Annotated in this window: 12 protein-coding genes; 6 read left to right on the forward strand and 6 right to left on the reverse strand. The window is 67.7% G+C overall.

Going from position 1 to position 16,664, the window contains the following annotated elements:
• Positions 1-45: 45 nt before the first annotated feature.
• Positions 46-2,199: a methionine--tRNA ligase gene (metG, locus tag CFB34_RS27950; protein WP_089440796.1), complete on the reverse strand. Its 2,154-nt coding sequence runs from the start codon at positions 2,197-2,199 to the stop codon at positions 46-48.
• 376 nt (positions 2,200-2,575) lie between these two features.
• On the reverse strand, positions 2,576-3,220 hold the full coding sequence (locus CFB34_RS27955) for an OmpA family protein (RefSeq protein WP_089440795.1): 645 nt from the start codon (positions 3,218-3,220) through the stop codon (positions 2,576-2,578).
• Positions 3,221-3,570: 350 nt separating this feature from the next.
• Here CFB34_RS27955 and apbC point away from each other — a divergent pair, with 350 nt between their 5' ends.
• The 5 genes from apbC to CFB34_RS27980 all read left to right on the forward strand — a co-directional run bounded on the left by apbC (position 3,571) and on the right by CFB34_RS27980 (position 9,193).
• Positions 3,571-4,662, forward strand: coding sequence for an iron-sulfur cluster carrier protein ApbC (gene apbC, locus CFB34_RS27960; RefSeq protein WP_089440794.1), 1,092 nt, complete (start codon positions 3,571-3,573; stop codon positions 4,660-4,662).
• Positions 4,663-4,795: 133 nt separating this feature from the next.
• Positions 4,796-5,332, forward strand: coding sequence for a superoxide dismutase [Cu-Zn] (gene sodC / locus CFB34_RS27965; RefSeq protein ID WP_089440793.1), 537 nt, complete (start codon positions 4,796-4,798; stop codon positions 5,330-5,332).
• A gap of 112 nt (positions 5,333-5,444) precedes the next feature.
• A complete protein-coding gene (dcd, locus tag CFB34_RS27970; RefSeq protein WP_006398615.1) occupies positions 5,445-6,014 on the forward strand; it encodes a dCTP deaminase in 570 nt (189 codons plus the stop codon).
• Between the two features lie 81 nt (positions 6,015-6,095).
• Positions 6,096-8,375, forward strand: a complete 2,280-nt coding sequence (locus tag CFB34_RS27975) for an arginine/lysine/ornithine decarboxylase (RefSeq protein ID WP_089440792.1) — start codon at positions 6,096-6,098, stop codon at positions 8,373-8,375.
• The gene (locus tag CFB34_RS27980) at positions 8,375-9,193 is read left to right on the forward strand and encodes a lysozyme inhibitor LprI family protein (RefSeq protein ID WP_089440791.1); all 819 of its coding nucleotides are present in this window, start codon (positions 8,375-8,377) and stop codon (positions 9,191-9,193) included. The genes CFB34_RS27975 and CFB34_RS27980 overlap by 1 nt, the downstream gene beginning before the upstream one ends.
• 88 nt (positions 9,194-9,281) lie before the next feature.
• On the opposite strand, the gene CFB34_RS27985 is transcribed toward CFB34_RS27980, so the two are convergent.
• From CFB34_RS27985 to CFB34_RS27995, 3 genes are all read right to left on the reverse strand, one after another.
• The gene (locus CFB34_RS27985) at positions 9,282-9,965 is read right to left on the reverse strand and encodes an HAD family phosphatase (protein ID WP_089440790.1); all 684 of its coding nucleotides are present in this window, start codon (positions 9,963-9,965) and stop codon (positions 9,282-9,284) included.
• 94 nt (positions 9,966-10,059) lie between these two features.
• Positions 10,060-11,469, reverse strand: coding sequence for an argininosuccinate lyase (gene argH / locus CFB34_RS27990; RefSeq protein ID WP_089440789.1), 1,410 nt, complete (start codon positions 11,467-11,469; stop codon positions 10,060-10,062).
• 136 nt (positions 11,470-11,605) lie between these two features.
• Positions 11,606-12,415 (reverse strand): helix-turn-helix transcriptional regulator, encoded by an 810-nt coding sequence (locus tag CFB34_RS27995; protein WP_089440788.1) that lies wholly within the window; start codon positions 12,413-12,415, stop codon positions 11,606-11,608.
• 215 nt (positions 12,416-12,630) lie between these two features.
• Between CFB34_RS27995 and CFB34_RS28000 the strand changes: the two genes are divergently transcribed.
• Complete coding sequence (locus CFB34_RS28000) at positions 12,631-13,383, forward strand: class I SAM-dependent methyltransferase (RefSeq protein ID WP_089440787.1); 753 nt, start codon at positions 12,631-12,633, stop codon at positions 13,381-13,383.
• Positions 13,384-13,502: 119 nt separating this feature from the next.
• Here CFB34_RS28000 and ppc read toward each other — a convergent pair whose 3' ends face one another.
• The gene (gene ppc, locus CFB34_RS28005) at positions 13,503-16,529 is read right to left on the reverse strand and encodes a phosphoenolpyruvate carboxylase (RefSeq protein WP_089440786.1); all 3,027 of its coding nucleotides are present in this window, start codon (positions 16,527-16,529) and stop codon (positions 13,503-13,505) included.
• Positions 16,530-16,664: the final 135 nt, after the last annotated feature.

The following is a 16,664-nucleotide window of genomic DNA, read 5'->3' on the forward strand; positions in this document are numbered from 1 at the left end:
CATCGTGCGGGGCTTCCTTTTTGCGCAAGCGGCAGCGCGTTCGGCTTACTTCACGCGCATGCCGGGCTTCGCGCCGCTGTGCGGCTCGAGGATGTAGAGGCCCGGCTCGGCCTTCTCGTCGGTGGCCGACGCGGCGAGCACCATCCCTTCGGACAGGCCGAACTTCATCTTGCGCGGCGCGAGGTTCGCGACCATCACGGTCAGCTTGCCGACGAGCTGCTCGGGCTGGTACGCGGACTTGATGCCCGAGAACACGTTGCGGGTCTTTTCCTCGCCGACGTCGAGCGTGAGCTGCAGCAGCTTGTCCGAGCCTTCGACGGCCTGGCACGCGACGATCTTCGCGATGCGCAGGTCGATCTTCGCGAAATCGTCGATCGAGATCGGTGCGTCGTCCGCGCCGTTCACAGCGGCCTGCTTCGCGTTCGCCTTCGCGTTGTTCTTCGCATCCTTCGCGTTCGCGCTCGCGGCAGCCGCGCCGGTGGCTTCGGCCTGCAGCGAGTCGCGGTTCGCGGCGAGCAGCGCTTCGATCTGCTTCGGATCGACGCGCGTCATCAGGTGCTGGTACGCCTTGATCGGCTGCTCCGACGACAGCGGCTTTACGGCATCGGCCCAGGCGAGTGGCGCGATCCCGAAGAACGACTCGACGGCTTCGGCCACGCGCGGCATCACCGGCTTCAGCGCGAGCGACAGCAGGCGGAACGACTCGAGGCTCACGCTGCAGGTTTCGTGGAGCGCGACCGCGTTGGCCGGATCCTTCGCGAGATCCCACGGCTTCGCGCCGTCGACGTACGCGTTCACTTCGTCCGCGAGCTCCATCGTGTGGCGCAGCGCGCGGCCGTATTCACGTGCTTCGTAGTGCGCGGCGATCTGCGGGATCGCCTCGCGCAGCTTCGCGACGAGCGGATGGTTCATCGCGCTGTCCTGCACGCGGCCGTCGAAGCGCTTGATCAGGAAGCCTGCCGCGCGGCTCGCGATGTTCACGTACTTGCCGACGAGGTCGCTGTTCACGCGCGCCTGGAAGTCGTCGAGGTTCAGGTCGATGTCTTCCATCGTCGCGTTCAGCTTCGCGGCGAAGTAGTAGCGCAGCCATTCGGGGTTCAGGCCCGTGTCGATGTAGCTCTGCGCGGTGATGAACGTGCCGCGCGACTTCGACATCTTCGCGCCGTCGACCGTCAGGAACCCGTGCGCGAACACGTTGGTCGGCGTGCGGTGGCCCGAGAACTCGAGCATCGCGGGCCAGAACAGCGTGTGGAAGTACAGGATGTCCTTGCCGATGAAGTGGTACTGCTCGGTGGTCGAGCCCGGGCGGACCCACGCATCGAAGTCGATGCCGTTGCGCTCGCACAGGTTCTTGAAGCTCGCGTAGTAGCCGACGGGCGCGTCGAGCCACACGTAGAAATACTTGCCGGGTGCGCCCGGGATCTCGAAGCCGAAGTACGGTGCGTCGCGCGAGATGTCCCAGTCGGCGAGCTTGGCCTCGCCGGCGTCGCCGAGCCATTCGCGCATCTTGTTGGTCGCTTCGGGCTGCGCGAGGCCGCTCACCCATTCGCGCAGGAACGTTTCGCAGCGCGGATCGGACAGGCGGAAGAAGTAGTGCTTCGAGGTCTTGCGCACCGGCGTCGCGCCCGACACGACCGAATACGGGTTCAGCAGTTCGGTCGGCAGGTAGGTCGAGCCGCACACTTCGCAGTTGTCGCCGTACTGGTCCTTCGCGTGGCACTTCGGGCACTCGCCCTTGATGAAGCGATCCGGCAGGAACATTTCCTTGACGGGATCGTACGCCTGCTCGATCTCGCGCTCGGCGATGAAGCCGGCGTCCTGCAGCGCGACGTAGATCTTCTCGCTCAGCACGCGGTTCTCGTCCGAATCGGTCGAGTAGAAGTTGTCGAACGACACGCCGAAGCTGTCGAAGTCGCGCTTGTGTTCGGCCCACACGCGATCGATCAGCTGCTTCGGGGTCAGGCCTTCCTTCTCCGCGCGCAGCATGATCGGCGTGCCGTGCGTGTCGTCGGCGCCGATGTAGTAGACCTCATGGCCATGCATTCGCAGCGTCCGCACCCAGATGTCGGTCTGGATGTACTCGACCAGGTGGCCGATGTGGATCTGCCCGTTGGCATAGGGCAGTGCGGACGTAACGAGGATCTGGCGGCCACCTTGCGGCGCCGCAGCCTGCACGGAAGTGAGGTCGGATGCGGACATAGGGTCTGTAGAGGAACAGCGGAAAAACGACGGGAAACTGCGATTCTAGCAGGGGTGCGCAACAGCGACGCGGGCGGGCGGCCCAGGACCGGGCGCCGAAACGGGCGGGGCCGCGCATGCGGCGTGCCCGACGGTGCGGTGCTGCGATGCAGCACGAATTCTGCGGGCAAAAAAAACCGGGGCGGATACGGCCCCGGAGCAACAACGACAAGAGGAGAATGGTGACGCGCCGGCAACACCAGCCGCGTACCGTAAATACTGACCACGGCCTGCGACAGAAGTTCGAAAATTTTTTCGATTTGTTACCGGCGCCGCCGGGAGCCTTGTCCGGCGGGGCTGCGCGGGCGGCGGGCCGCGCTTTCTCCTCGTCGCGCGCTTACTGCGCCTGCGCTGCGCGCAGGTAGATTTCGACGCGGCGGTTCTGTGCGCGGCCGGCTTCGGTCGCGTTGTCCGCGATCGGGTTCGATGCGCCCATGCCCTGCGCCGACAGGCGGCCGGCGTTCACGCCGCGCTGCGCCAGTGCGTTCACGACGCTTTGCGCGCGGTTCTGCGACAGCGTCTGGTTCAGCTGGGCCGAGCCCGTGCTGTCCGTGTAGCCGACGATCGATGCCGTCACTTGCGGGTTCTGGTTCAGCGTCGTCGCCAAGTCGTTCAGCAGCGGCGTGAAGGCCGGCGTGATCGCGTACTGGTTCGTCGCGAACGTCACCGAGCTCGGCACGTTCAGCTTCAGCGAGCCGTCCGGCTGCTCGGTCACTTGCGTACCCGTTTGCGCCGCCGACGGCGCGAGCTTGTTCTTGATCGCCTGCCAGTTGTAACCCGTCACGCCGCCGACCAGTGCGCCGACGCCTGCGCCGATCGCCGCGCCCTTGCCGCCGCCCGCCAGTGCGCCGATGCCTGCGCCCAGCGCCGCACCCGTGCCGGTACCGACGGCCGTATTGTTGCCTTGCTGCGTGGCGCAGCCTGCCAGCAGTGCGCCGGCCAATGCGAAGACGGACAAGCGGGTCGCGATTTTCATGTTCATCTTGGATTCCTCTCTTGGTTGAACGAGTCGACAACGACGACAACAACAGTTACGGCTCCCTGCGCGGGCCGCCCGAAAAAGGAGGGCAGCCCGTGCCCGCGGCAGCCGCCGAGGTGGCTGCATGCCCTGTCCGTCAGCGTGGCTGTTGGGACAGTGCGACGCGTCAGCCTCTACAATATAGGCGGTAAGTGGCCGATTTGGCCCCATAGCATGCCGCACGCGAAGAGTGCGCCGGGTCGCGCGTTCGCGCAATGGCGTGCAACAGATTCTTTCACTTTTCCCGATTTTCGCGCCGTAATTTGATATTTTTTGACGTTTGCGCGCGAGAAAAACGTTTTCACGGAGTTTCGATGAGCATTGACCGGGCACAAGTCGACGCCGCTTTGGCGGCTGTCGTCGACCCCAATACCGGCCGTCCGTATGCGGCGAACAAGGGCGTGCGCAACGTCGCGATCGACGGCGACGTCGTGGCGCTCGACGTGGTGCTCGGTTATCCCGCGCGCAGCCAGCACGACGACGTGCGCGCCCGCATCACCGCGGCGCTCCAGGCCGTGGCCGGCGTGCGCGACGCGCGCGTCGCGGTCTCGCAGGAGATCGTCGCGCACACGGTGCAGCGTGGCGTGAAACTGCTGCCGAACGTGAAGAACATCGTCGCGGTCGCGTCGGGCAAGGGCGGTGTCGGCAAGAGCACGACGGCCGTCAACCTCGCGCTCGCGCTTGCCGCGGAAGGCGCGTCGGTCGGTATCCTCGACGCCGACATCTACGGTCCGTCGTTGCCGACGATGCTCGGCATCCATGGCCAACGCCCCGAGTCGCCCGACAACCAGTCGATGAACCCGCTCGTGGGCCACGGGCTGCAGGCGAACTCGATCGGCTTCCTGATCGAGGAAGACAACCCGATGGTGTGGCGCGGCCCGATGGCGACTTCCGCGCTCGAGCAGCTGCTGCGCCAGACCAACTGGCGCGAGCTCGACTACCTGATCGTCGACATGCCGCCCGGCACGGGCGACATCCAGCTGACGCTCGCGCAGCGCGTGCCCGTCACCGGCGCGGTGATCGTCACGACGCCGCAGGACATCGCGCTGCTCGACGCGAAGAAGGGCCTGAAGATGTTCGAGAAGGTCGGGATTCCGATCCTCGGCATCGTCGAGAACATGAGCATCCACACCTGCTCGAACTGCGGCCACGAGGAGCACATCTTCGGCGCCGGCGGGGCCGAGCGGATGGCGAAGGAATACGGCGTGAACGTGCTCGGCAGCCTGCCGCTCGACATCGCGATCCGTGAGCGGGCCGACAGCGGCACGCCGACGGTCGTGGCCGATGCCGACGGCGCGCTGGCGCGTCGCTATCGCGAAATCGCGCGCGGGGTGGCGCTGGCGATTGCCGAGCGATCGCGCGACATGACGTCGAAGTTCCCGTCGATCGTTGTTCAAAATACGTAAAACCCTTGCGGGGCGGGGCCTCACGCTGTTTACGGCGCCGCGAGGCGCGGTATCATGGCGACTTTTCCCGGGTCCCTTTACCCGCCCGGCGCGGCCGTCGTGTCAAACGGCCGTCAGCCGGCATGAGGATCGAATGAAACAACGACATCACGGCGTGTACGCCGGCCGCGTGCGGTGCGCGCTGCTGGCCGCCGCCGCGCTGGGCCTGCTGGCCGGCTGCACCTCCTTTTCCTCGTCGCACGAAAAACGGGCCGACGCACAGCTGCAGCCGACGGTCGGCTCGCAGGCGCGCGGCGCGGTGACGTTCGTCGAGCGTCCGGACGGCGTGCAGGTTACCTACAACCTGGCCGGGCTGCCGCCGAACAGCGATCACGCCCTACAGGTACACGAACGCGGCGACTGCAACGCGGGCGACGGCTCGAGCGCCGGCCAGGTGTTCGCGCCGGCGGCCGACCGGCTGCGCGCGGGTGCCCGCGTCGCCGGCGATCTCGGCAACATCCACGCGGACGCGAACGGCGTCGCGGCCGGCTTCATCGTCGCGCCCGATCTGGCCCTCGATGGCGTGCGCTCGGCGATGAACCGCGCGGCGCTGGTACACCGCGACTCGAGCGACCCCGCGTTTCCGCAGCATGGCGCGGGGCCCGCGCTCGCCTGTGGCGTAATCCGTTGATGGCCGCCGCGTGCGCGGGCCGATGATCGCGTAAAATGTCGGCCTTTCCCTGGCCGCCGTCCGGAATGGCGGCCTTCGTTTCCCGTCACGCAGCGTTTCCAGGCGCCCCGATATGAGCATCAAGTCCGACAAATGGATTCGGCGCATGGCCGAAGAGCACAAGATGATCGAGCCGTTCGTGCCCGATCAGGTCCGCGCGTCCGAGGACGGCCGCCGGATCGTCAGCTACGGCACGTCGAGCTACGGCTACGACATCCGCTGCGCGGACGAATTCAAGATCTTCACGAACATCAACTCGACGATCGTCGATCCGAAGAACTTCGACGAGGGTTCGTTTGTCGATTTCAAGGGCGACGTGTGCATCATCCCGCCGAACTCGTTCGCGCTGGCCCGCACCGTCGAATATTTCCGCATCCCGCGCACCGTGCTCACGGTCTGCCTCGGCAAGTCGACCTATGCGCGCTGCGGCATCATCGTCAACGTGACGCCGTTCGAACCCGAGTGGGAAGGCTACGTCACGCTGGAATTCTCGAACACCACGCCGCTGCCCGCGAAGATCTACGCGAACGAAGGCGTCGCCCAGGTGCTCTTCTTCGAGAGCGACGAAGTGTGCGACGTGTCGTACGCGGATCGCGGCGGCAAGTATCAGGGGCAGCGTGGTGTCACGCTGCCGAAAACCTGATCTGGTTGCATAACGTCTCACCAGTTTCCGGGTGACCGCTGCGCGTGACGCGCCGCGGTCGTTCTTTTTGGAGAATCGCCCATGAAGTTTCGTTTCCCCGTCGTCATCATCGACGAAGATTTCCGCTCCGAGAACATCTCGGGCTCCGGCATCCGGGCGTTGGCCGAAGCGATCGAGAAGGAGGGCGTCGAAGTCCTCGGCCTCACGAGCTACGGCGATCTGACGTCGTTCGCGCAGCAGTCGAGCCGCGCGTCGTGCTTCATCCTGTCGATCGACGACGACGAACTCATGCTCGGCGAGACCGGCCAGGACGGCGAGCTGCCCGAACTCGCGACCGCGATCATCGAGTTGCGCGCGTTCGTCACCGAAGTGCGCCGCCGCAACGCGGACATCCCGATCTTCCTGTACGGCGAGACGCGCACGTCGCGCCACCTGCCGAACGACATCCTGCGCGAGCTGCACGGCTTCATCCACATGTTCGAGGACACGCCGGAGTTCGTCGCGCGCCACATCATCCGCGAGGCGAAGGTCTATCTCGACTCGCTCGCGCCGCCGTTCTTCAAGGAACTCGTCAAGTACGCGGACGAAGGCTCGTACTCGTGGCACTGCCCGGGCCACTCGGGCGGCGTCGCATTCCTGAAGAACCCGCTCGGCCAGATGTTCCACCAGTTCTTCGGCGAGAACATGCTGCGCGCGGACGTCTGCAACGCCGTGGACGAACTCGGCCAGCTGCTCGACCACACGGGCCCCGTCGCGGCGTCCGAGCGCAACGCGGCGCGCATCTTCAGCGCAGACCACCTGTTCTTCGTGACCAACGGCACGTCGACGTCGAACAAGATCGTCTGGCACGCGACGGTCGCCCCGGGCGACATCGTGCTGGTCGACCGCAACTGCCACAAGTCGATCCTGCACGCGATCACGATGACGGGCGCGATTCCAGTGTTCCTCACGCCGACGCGCAACCATTTCGGCATCATCGGGCCGATCCCGCGCGACGAATTCAAGCCGGAGAACATCCGCAAGAAGATCGAGGCGAACCCGTTCGCGCGCGAAGCGATGCGCGAGAACCCGGACATGAAGCCGCGCATCCTGACGATCACGCAGAGCACGTACGACGGCGTCGTCTACAACGTCGAGATGATCAAGGACCTGCTCGGCGACCTGCTCGACACGCTGCACTTTGACGAAGCGTGGCTGCCGCACGCAACCTTCCACGATTTCTACCGCGACATGCACGCGATCGGCGACGGCCGTCCGCGCACCGGCGCGCTCGTGTTCGCGACGCACTCGACGCACAAGCTGCTCGCGGGCATCTCGCAGGCCTCGCAGATCGTCGTGCAGGATTCGGAGAACCGCACGTTCGACAAGCACCGCTTCAACGAGGCGTACCTGATGCACACGTCGACGAGCCCGCAGTACGCGATCATCGCGTCGTGCGACGTCGCGGCCGCGATGATGGAGCCGCCGGGCGGCACCGCGCTCGTCGAGGAATCGATCGCCGAGGCGATCGACTTCCGCCGCGCGATGCGCAAGGTCGACGCCGAATACGGCGACGACTGGTTCTTCAGCGTGTGGGGCCCGGACAACCTGTCGGAAGAAGGCATCGGTTCGCGCGAGGACTGGATGCTGAAGCCGAACGACCACTGGCACGGCTTCGGCCCGCTGGCGGAAGGCTTCAACATGCTCGACCCGATCAAGGCGACGATCATCACGCCGGGACTCGACGTCGACGGCGAGTTCGGCGAGACCGGCATTCCGGCCGCGATCGTCACGAAGTACCTGGCCGAGCACGGGATCATCGTCGAGAAGACCGGCCTGTACTCGTTCTTCATCATGTTCACGATCGGCATCACGAAGGGCCGCTGGAACTCGATGGTGACCGAGCTGCAGCAGTTCAAGGACGACTACGACAACAACCAGCCGCTGTGGCGCGTGCTGCCGGAATTCGTCGCGCAGCATCCGCGCTACGAGCGTGTCGGCTTGCGCGATCTATGCACGCAGATCCACGACGTGTACCGCGCGAACGACATCGCCCGCCTGACGACGGAGATGTACCTGTCGGACATGGAACCGGCGATGAAGCCGTCGGACGCGTTCGCGAAGCTCGCGCACCGCAAGATCGACCGCGTGCCGCTCGACGAGCTCGAAGGCCGCGTGACGAGCATCCTGCTCACGCCGTACCCGCCGGGCATTCCGCTGCTGATCCCGGGCGAGCGCTTCAACAAGACGATCGTGAACTACCTGCGGTTCGCGCGCGACTTCAACGAACGCTTCCCGGGCTTCCACACCGACATCCACGGCCTCGTCGCGGAAGAGGTGAACGGCCGCGTCGAGTACTTCGTCGACTGCGTGCGCGACTGATGGCGGCGCACGGACGAATCCAGGCGATGCGTGCGGCGCTGGCCGCGCTCGTCGTCTGGGCGGCAGGGCTGGCGGGCGTCGGCGTCGCGCACGCGGAAGTCGCGGCGGCCGACCCGATCGACGTCGCGATGCGGCAGTGCCTCGCGCGGCGCGACCGGTCTTCGCCGGCCGGCCAGATCCAGTGCATGGGCGAGGCGCAGCAGCAGTGGCAGGCCGTGATGGACGGCGCGTACCAGCGCCTGTTGAAGGATGCGCCGGCCGATGCGAAGCGCGGCTGGCAGGACAGCCAGCGCCATTGGCTCACGTGGCGCAAAGACGAAGTGCTTCTGCTGAAGGCCGTGTACGACACCACGCGCGGGACGTCGTACGCGATGTCGAGTGCCGACCTGCAACTGCAGCCGGTGCGCGATCGCGCGCTGGCGCTGCGCGCTGCGGCCGATCGTTATGCACCGCCGCCCGCCGCCGTGCCGGTTGCGGCCACGAGCGGCGCGCAGGGCGGCACGAGTGATGCGCCGAGCGCGGTCAAGCCGAACGCCAGGCCGGCGAACGCGCCGCGCGACCCGGCCGTGCGCCGCGTGCGGCCGTGCGAACAGGACGCCGCGTGCGAGCACGCGCTGTTCGACCTGAACCGCTATTACCAGAAGCTGCGCCGCAAGATGCCCGCGCATTCGGCCGCGACGCTCGTCCGCGCGCAGCGCGCGTGGGTCGGGTTCCGCGATGCGACGGCGCCGCTCGTCGGCGAGGACGGCCGCGTCGACCTGATCGGCGCGCGCATCGCGACGATGAAGCGGCTGTCGGAGACGGCCGGCAACAAGTAAGTGCGATGGCGACGCCGATTCGGCGAGACAGCCAAAAGCAAAACGGGCACCCGAAAAAGGTGCCCGTTTTTCATTTGGCGGCCGTGAGTCAGGCGGGCCGTTGCGTCTCGATCCCGCCGAACCACGACGGCACGAGCGCGACCGCATCGTCGAGCGACGCGAGCACGTGCAGGCTCAGCGCGACGATTTCGGGCGTCGGCGCCTTCAGGTCGGGCACGGTGATGACCGATGCACCCGCGCCGGCGGCCGATTGCGCGCCGAAGTCGCTGTCCTCGAACGCGACGCAGGCGTGGGCCGGCACGCCGAGGCGATCGGCCGCGAGCCGGTAGACGGCCGGGTCGGGCTTGCCGCGCGCGACTTCGTCGCCGCCCGCGATCGCGCGGAAGAACGGCAGCACGCCGACCGCGTCGAGTCGCGCGCGGATGACCTCGCAGGCGGACGACGATGCGACCGCGCATGGAATGCCGGCTTGCGCGAGCGCGTCGAGCAGCGCGAACGCGCCAGGCTTCAGCGGAAACTTCGGATGCGGTTCGGGCGCCGCGAGCTGTTCGCGCACGCGGATGCGCACCGCGTCGAACGTATCGGGGTTACCGATCAGCCGTGCCAGGATGACCTGGCCTTCGGCGAACGAGCGGCCGACGATCTGCAGGTAGTCGGTGGTCGTCAGCGTGACGCCGTGCGCATTCGACACGTCGATCCACGTATTCATGATGGTCCGCTCGGAATCGACGAGCAGGCCGTCCATGTCGAAGAGCGCGGCGGAAAAGGTCATCGGCGGCATTCGGGAAGCAGGAAAGGCGATGGGCGACGCGACGGCCGCCCGAATGAAAAACGGACGCCGAGGGCGTCCGTCCGGAACAGCACGCTTACTGGCCGAGCGCGGCGCGCGCGGCCTTGACCGCCGCACGCACCTGGTCGGGCGCGGTGCCGCCGGGGTGGTTGCGGCTCGCGACCGAGCCCTCGAGCGTCAGGTAGCCGAATACGTCTTCGCCGATCAGGTGCGCGACGTTCGGCAGCTCCTGCTTCATCTCGTCGAGCGTCAGGTCGGCCAGGTCGATGCCGCGGTCGTCGCAGATCTTCACGGCGTGCGCGACGGCTTCGTGCGCATCGCGGAACGGCAGGCCGCGCTTGACCAGGTAGTCGGCGAGGTCGGTGGCGGTCGAGAAGCCTTGCAGCGCGGCCGCGCGCATCGCGTCCGGCTTCACGGTGATGCCGGCCACCATCTCGGCGAAGATCCGCAGCGTGTCGGCGACGGTGTCGACCGTGTCGAACAGCGGTTCCTTGTCTTCCTGGTTGTCCTTGTTGTACGCGAGCGGCTGGCCCTTCATCAGCGTCAGCAGCGCCATCAGGTGGCCGTTCACGCGGCCCGTCTTGCCGCGGGCGAGCTCGGGCACGTCGGGGTTCTTCTTCTGCGGCATGATCGAGCTGCCGGTGCAGAAGCGGTCGGCGATGTCGATGAAGCCGACGCGCGGGCTCATCCACAGCACGAGTTCCTCGGAGAAGCGCGACACGTGCGTCATCACGAGCGCGGAAGCCGCCGCGAATTCGATCGCGAAGTCGCGATCCGACACCGCGTCGAGCGAGTTCGCGCAGATGCCGTCGAAGCCGAGCGTCTTCGCCACCGCGTGACGATCGATCGGGTAGCTCGTACCGGCGAGCGCGGCCGCGCCGAGCGGCAGGCGGTTCACGCGGGTGCGGCAGTCGCGCATGCGCTCCGCGTCGCGCGAGAACATCTCGACGTATGCGAGCAGGTGGTGGCCAAACGTGACGGGCTGGGCGACCTGCAGGTGCGTGAAGCCCGGCATGATCGTGTCGGCGTTCTGTTCCGCGAGGTCGAGCAGCGCGCCGCGCAGGTCGTTCAGCAGGCCGCCGATGCGGTCGATCTCGCCGCGCAGCCACAGGCGGATGTCGGTCGCGACCTGGTCGTTACGCGAGCGGCCCGTGTGCAGGCGCTTGCCGGCGTCGCCGATCAGCGCGGTCAGGCGCGCCTCGATATTCAGGTGGACGTCTTCCAGGTCGAGCTGCCATTCGAATTCGCCGCGCTCGATTTCGCCCTTGATCTGCGCCATCCCGCGTTCGATCGCGGCCAGGTCGTCGGCGCTGATGATCTTCTGCGCGGCGAGCATGTTCGCGTGCGCGAGCGAGCCGGCGATGTCGACGAGCGCGAGGCGCTTGTCGAAAAATACCGACGACGTGTAGCGCTTGACCAGCTCGGACATCGGTTCCGAGAAGCGGGCCGACCAGGCCTCGCCCTTTTTGTGCAGTTGGGACGTCATGGCGATTCTTCGAAGGGAGATTGAGCGGCGTGCGCCGCCGAGGAATCCCGCGATTCTAACATTCGCGGGCCTGCCCGCCGCGGCGCGCCGCCGTTCGCGGCGGCCTGCCGACCGTGGCCGGCGCAGGCCGGCCCGTTCAGTCGCGCACCAGCACGACCAGCTTCAGGTCCTCGCGGTGCGCGGGCTTCAGCGTGATCTGCTGGTACACGAGGCGGCCGTCGGCCGGATGGTCGAATTCGCGCAGGCCGCCTTCGCGTTCGAACACGTCCTGCGATGCCCAGTACTGCGCGAACGCGTCGCTGCCGGCGGTCAACGCGTCGATCAGTGCGCGCGTCGGCGCATCGGTCAGGTGACGGATCGAATCGGCGCGGAATTCGGCCGCGAGCCGCCGCGCGCGGGTTTCCCAGTCGACGATCAGCGTGCGCGCGGCCGGCGACATGAACGTGAAGCGCAGCAGGTTGCGGTCGTGCTCGCCGTCGAGCCAGCCGGAGAAGAGCGCGGCGGCCGGCGCGTTCCATGCGAGGGCGTTCCATTGCCGGTCGAGCACGTACGCGGGCGTCGCGATGGCCGTGACGGTCGCGGCGAGCGTCGGCGGCAGGTCGCCGGCCGCGACGTCGGGCTCGGCCGGGTCGCGCTGCGCGGCCAGCTCGAACAGGTAGGCGCGCTCGGCTTTCGACAGTTGCAGCGCGACGGCGATCCGCGCGAGCGCGTCGGCGGACGCCGACACCGGGCGGCCCTGTTCGATCCACGTGTACCAGGTCGGGCTGACGCCGCACAGTTGCGCGACTTCCTCGCGCCGCAGCCCCGGCGTGCGGCGGCGCGGGCCGGGCGGCAGGCCGACGGCCTGCGGCGACAGCCGCTCGCGGTGGGCGCGGATGAATTCGCCGAGTGCGCGGGCGGGCGAGGCGTCGAGCGGCGGGACGGGAGCGGAGGACGGGTGGTTCATGCGGAAACGGCGAAATGGGAACGGAGGCGCGGCAACGGTCAGACAGGTGTATCGAATACCAGAATAACTGCTTAACTTGTACTGGTACAAACGCAGGCCTATTGTAGCGGCTCGCACGCTGGCAGGGCAGCGAGCGTCCCACAAAACGCGTTGCATGGGGCCGGAGCAGGCGCTGAGGCGCCTGTCGCGCCGGCAACGGTACAAAGGAGCGAACGATGAAACACCACGACCAGGTCGCCGACGCATTCGGCACGACGGCCGCCGCCTATCTGACGAGCACGGTCCACGCGACGGGTGCCGATCTGCAGACGCTCGCCGATGCGGTGCGCGCCACGCCCGACGCCGCGGTGCTCGATCTCGGCTGCGGCGCGGGCCATGCCAGCTTCGCCGTCGCGCCGCACGTGCGCGACGTGATCGCCTACGATCTCGCCGCGCAGATGCTCGCGACCGTCGACGCCGCCGCGCGCGAACGCGGGCTCGCGAACATCCGTACGCAGCAGGGGCCGGCCGAGCGACTGCCGTTCGAGACGGCGACGTTCGACTGGGTCGTGAGCCGGATGAGCGCGCACCACTGGCACGACATGCGCGCGGCGCTTGCCGAGGTGCGCCGCGTGCTGAAACCGGGCGGCCGCGTGTTGATGATCGATATCGCCGGCAACGACCATCCGCTTCTCGATACGTACCTGCAGGCCGCGGAAGTGCTGCGCGACGCGTCGCACGTGCGCGACTACCGGGCGGACGAATGGCTCGCGATGTTCCGCGAAGCCGGCTTCGACGCGCACGTGCACAGCCGCTGGCGGCTGCCGATCGATTTCGATACGTGGGTCGCACGCATCCGCACGCCGGCCGACAGCGTCACCGGCATCCGCGCGCTGTGGGCGCATGCGCCTGACGAGGTGCGCGGCTACTACGCGGTGCAGCCCGACGGTTCGTTCGAACACGACGCGTTGCTGATCGACGCGCACTGAGCGCGAGGTGCGCCGGCACGGCTTCGCCGGCGCATGAAAAAAGCCGCGATACGCATCATCGCGTATCGCGGCTTTCTAGACGTCAGTCGGCGCGGGAATCACACCGTGCCGCACGCGGATCAGCCCGTGTTGCGCAGGCCGGCCGCGATCCCGTTGATCGTCAGGTGAATCCCGCGGCGCAGCCGCGCGTTCGTGTCGCCCGCACGGTGGCGCTTGATCAGCTCGACCTGCAGGTGGTTCAGCGGATCGAGATACGGGAAGCGGTTCTTGATCGAGCGCGCGAGCAGCGGGTTGGTCGCGAGGCGGCCTTCGTGCCCGGTGATTTCCGCCAGCGCTTGCGACGTGCGCTCCCATTCCGCGACGATCCGCTCGAACACGTGCTTGCGCAGCTTGCGGTCGGAAACGAGCTGCGCGTAGCGCGACGCGACCGCGAGGTCGGTCTTCGCGAGCACCATGTCCATGTTCGACAGCAGGTTCGAGAAGAACGGCCAGGTCTTGTTCATCTTCTTCAGCAGCGCGACGCGCTTCGTGCGCTCGGCGTCGTCCGGCGCGCCGTCGAGATACGCGCTCACCGCGCTGCCGAAGCCGTACCAGCCCGTCAGCAGCAGCCGGCACTGGCCCCACGAGAAGCCCCACGGAATCGCGCGCAGGTCCTCGATCTTGCGCTGCTTCGGATCCTGCAGCTTGCGCGACGCCGGGCGGCTGCCGATGTTCAGCTCGGCGATCTCGGTGATCGGCGTCGACGAGAAGAAATAGTCGGTGAAGCCCGGGGTTTCGTAGACGAGCGCGCGGTACGCGGCCATCGCCGCATCGGACAGCGTCTGCATCGCGGCCTCGAACGCCGGCAACTGCGCGGGCGCGTTGTTCTGCGGCAGGAGCGTCGCCTCGAGCGTTGCGGCGACGACCGTCTCGAGGTTGCGGCGGCCGATCTCCGGGTTCGCGAACTTGCTCGCGATCACCTCGCCCTGTTCGGTCAGGCGGATCTGGCCGTTCACCGTGCCCGGCGGCTGCGACAGGATCGCCTGGTAGGTCGGGCCGCCGCCACGGCCGACCGTGCCGCCGCGGCCGTGGAACAGCCGCAGCGTGATCTTGCGGTCGCGGAACAGGTCGACGAGCGCGAGCTCCGCACGATACAGCTCCCAGTTCGACGTCAGGAAGCCGCCGTCCTTGTTGCTGTCCGAATAGCCGAGCATCACTTCCTGCTCGGCGCCCTGGTGTGCGATCAGCGCGTCGATACCCGGCAGTGCGAAGTACTCGCGCATGATGCGCGCGGCGTCGCGCAGGTCGGGAATCGTCTCGAACAGCGGGATCACCATCAGGCTGTTCTTCGCATCGCCGCCCGGGACGCCGAGCGCGCCTTCGAGCAGGCCCGTCTCTTTCTGCAGCAGCAGCACTTCGACGAGGTCGCTGACGGTTTCCGTATGCGAAATGATGTAGTTGCGTACCGCACGTGCGCCGAATTGCGCGCGGACTTCGCGCGCCTTCTCGAACACGCCGAGCTCGCTCTGCGCGAGCGCCGAGTATTCGAAATACGGCGAGCGCAGCGGACGCGGATCGGCGAGGGCGGCGAGCAGCACGCGCAGCTTGTCTTCCTCGGCGAGCGCCGCGTAGTCGGCCTCGACGCCCGCGCGGGCGAACAGTTCGGCGACCACGGCTTCGTGGATGTCGGAGCTCTGGCGCAGGTCGATGCTCGCGAGATGGAAGCCGAACACTTCGGCCGCGCGTACGAGCGGCGCGAGGCGCGGCGCGGCGAGCGACGTGCCGTGATGTTCGTCGAGCGACGCGGTCAGCACCTTCAGGTCGGCGACGAACGCTTCGGAATCCGCGTACGGGACCGCCCGCACGGGCGGCGCGCCGCGGCCCGCGCTGCGCACCGGCACCGTGCCTTCGCCGAGACGCACGCGTGCGCTGGCGGCAAGGCGCGTGTAGATGCCGATCAGCGCGCGGCGATACGGTTCGTCGACGCGGTGCGGCGACTGGTCGGGCGAAGCTGCCGCGAGCGCCTTCACCGCGTCGTTCGCACCGACGAGCAGGTTCGACACCGACAGCTCGGCGCCAAGCTTGTGCACTTGTTCGAGATAGTGCTCGAGGATCACCGCGGCCTGGCGGTTGATCGCTTCGTCGAGCGTCGGCGCGGTCACGTTCGGGTTGCCGTCGCGGTCGCCGCCGATCCAGCTGCCCATCTGGAAGAACGCGGGTACGCGCGCGGACAGGCCGTGCTCGGCGAGCGCGGCCTCGATGTCGCCGTACAGCGCGGGCAGTTCGTCGAGGAACGTCGCGCGGTAGTACGACAGCGCGTTCTCGATCTCGTCGCCGACCGTCAGGCGCGAGTCGCGCAGCATGCGGGTCTGCCACAGCGCGGTGACGCGCGCGCGCAGCATCGCTTCGTTGTGCTGGCGCTCGCGGCTCGTCAGTTCCTGGTCGCGTTCGGCGAGCAGGCGCGCGATGTCGTGCTGCGCGTCGAGGATGCTCTTGCGCTGCACCTCGGTCGGGTGCGCGGTCAGCACCGGCACGATCAGCGCATCGTCGAAGAAGCGCTGCAGCAGGCGCTTCGACGCGTTGCCGGTCGTCTTCAGTTGTTCGAGCGCGTACGCGACCGTGCCGGGCTGCGACGCGGAGCCGGCCAGCGCATGGATGCGGCGGCGGCGGTTGTGGTGGCGGTCTTCCGCGATGTTCGCGAGGTGCGAGAAATAGCTGAACGCGCGCACGACGCTCACCGTCTGCTCCGGCGTCAGCTTGCGCAGCTTCTTCTCGAGCGTCTGCGCGGCTTCGCTGTCGTCCTCGCGGCGGAACTTGACCGCGGTCTGGCGGATCGTCTCGACGACGTCGAACACGGTGTCGCCTTCCTGCTCGCGCACGACGTCGCCGAGCAGGCGGCCGAGGAAGCGGATGTCTTCGAACAGCGGGCCGTCCTTGTCGTCGCGCGTGCGCGTGCCGGACTTCGGTGCACCGGCCGTGCGGGCCGCGGTGCGGGCAGCCGGGCCGGCGGCTTTCGTCGCGCGTTTTGTCTGACGTATCGGGTCTTTCGGTTTCGTTGCCGTTTTCGCACGGCCGTTCGCGGCGGTGGCGACGGTGTCCGTCGAGGCGTCGGAGGAGGACAGGGCAGCATTGCGGCGCGCCGTACGCGCCGATCCGGAAGACTTCACGATGGGTTTCCTTGGGAAAGCTCGAGTCAAAAGGAACTGCGGAAACTGCGAAACTGCGGTCAAGCAACCAGCTACGTGCGGCACATCCGCGCATCGGCGCCGCGACCCGCTCGGCGGCAGGCCGGGCGCAGGCTC

This window comes from Burkholderia sp. HI4860 (assembly GCF_002223045.2).
Taxonomy (GTDB): domain Bacteria; phylum Pseudomonadota; class Gammaproteobacteria; order Burkholderiales; family Burkholderiaceae; genus Burkholderia.